The organism is Bacillus sp. JJ722, assembly GCF_036963345.1.
Classification (GTDB): domain Bacteria; phylum Bacillota; class Bacilli; order Bacillales; family DSM-1321; genus Bacillus_AD.
In genome coordinates, this window is record NZ_JBALMO010000064.1 from 1 (window position 1) to 1,357 (window position 1,357).

The 1,357-nt window shown below is 28.8% G+C and carries 2 protein-coding genes; both read right to left on the reverse strand.

From position 1 onward, the window contains the following. Positions 1-645: SMI1/KNR4 family protein (locus V7014_RS09425; protein WP_335506450.1), on the reverse strand; the 645-nt coding region annotated here is incomplete at its 3' end. A 154-nt stretch (positions 646-799) separates the two neighbouring features. Beyond that, positions 800-1,357, reverse strand: a 558-nt coding sequence (locus V7014_RS09430) for a hypothetical protein (protein WP_438824897.1), incomplete at its 5' end; no start/stop codon positions are given.

Sequence of the window (1,357 nt, forward strand, 5' to 3'; positions counted from 1 at the left end):
ATACATCTTCTCTATCGAAAGTGATAAATATGTAAAGGTCTCATCTGTAAAATAAATAGATTCTTTATTCCAATGATGACCTGTAAATTTTCCTGGTTTAATTTCAACATAACATGTACCTTTTAAATCCACTACATCGTATATGATTTTAATTGGCGATAATTTTAATGCCTCTATTTCATTTTGAATAATCTCTAAAAGAAAATCACCAAAATCCTCAGCAATCAATTCTTGCTCTCCCCAATCTTCACCTACGTTAAACGAAACAACGGCCGGTTCACTTTCCTCATTAAGATTATTTATATCTAAACAATATAAAATGTCTGGATCAATATCAATAATAGGAAGGAAATTATCAGGTAAATGTCTCTCTTTTCTTTTTATCAGCGTGAACCGAACCACATCTGGTTTGTCTGGATCTAGTAATTCATAATATTTTTCATGAATTACACCTAATATTTCATAGTTCGCAAAAACCCCTGCACCATATTTTTTAATAAAATGATTATAACTGCTTGGGAATTTTAAATCTAATGTATTTTCTGCTTTCTTAATTAAAAGGTCTAAACATTCACCAATATAATCACAATCTACTTTGTTTTGATTTAGTAGTGCTAAAGCTTTTTCATAATTCGACCAACTCATATGTCACCCCAAGATGTTTATTTATTACATATATACTATTCTTAAGTAAAACTAGGTAGGTACTATATGACAACCTTGTATTAGCTATTTCCAAGGATTATGGAACAAAATAATGTAAGGAATTCACAGCAAATATCTATTTAATTACTGTTGCTTAGTTTAATTTACATACGCTATTTGTCCCCAAGAAAGATTCAATTATTTCAATGTGTTTTTCATACTGAACCAAACTAATTTCACCATGATTCATTCCTTCTGCTATGTATAGTGTACTTTTAGGAATGGCCTTTTTTAGGATTTGTTCAGACTTTTTCATTATTCTTATTTCTTTTGATCCGACTATAATTAATGCTTTTACATTTGTTTCTTTCAAATCTTCCTTTGGGCTATAATTACCATTACTATAAGTACTATTAATTAATGATTGTTTTGAAATTGTTTGACTATCTTTATAATAATATTCAAACATGTTTTCTGGAATATTTAATGCTTTCGCCTGAATTTTAGCAAACCATTTTTGACTGATCAACCTATATACAGCTTTTTGCATTAACAAAGAAAAGGTAGTTATATTCTTTATTGGAATTACCAAACCACTTTCAATAATCGCGAATTTCGCTATATTTTTTCTTTTTGAAATAATTTCAATTGCGATTTGAGCACCAAGTGAAAGAACATAAATTGCGTACACTTTACCATTATGATTTTCGTC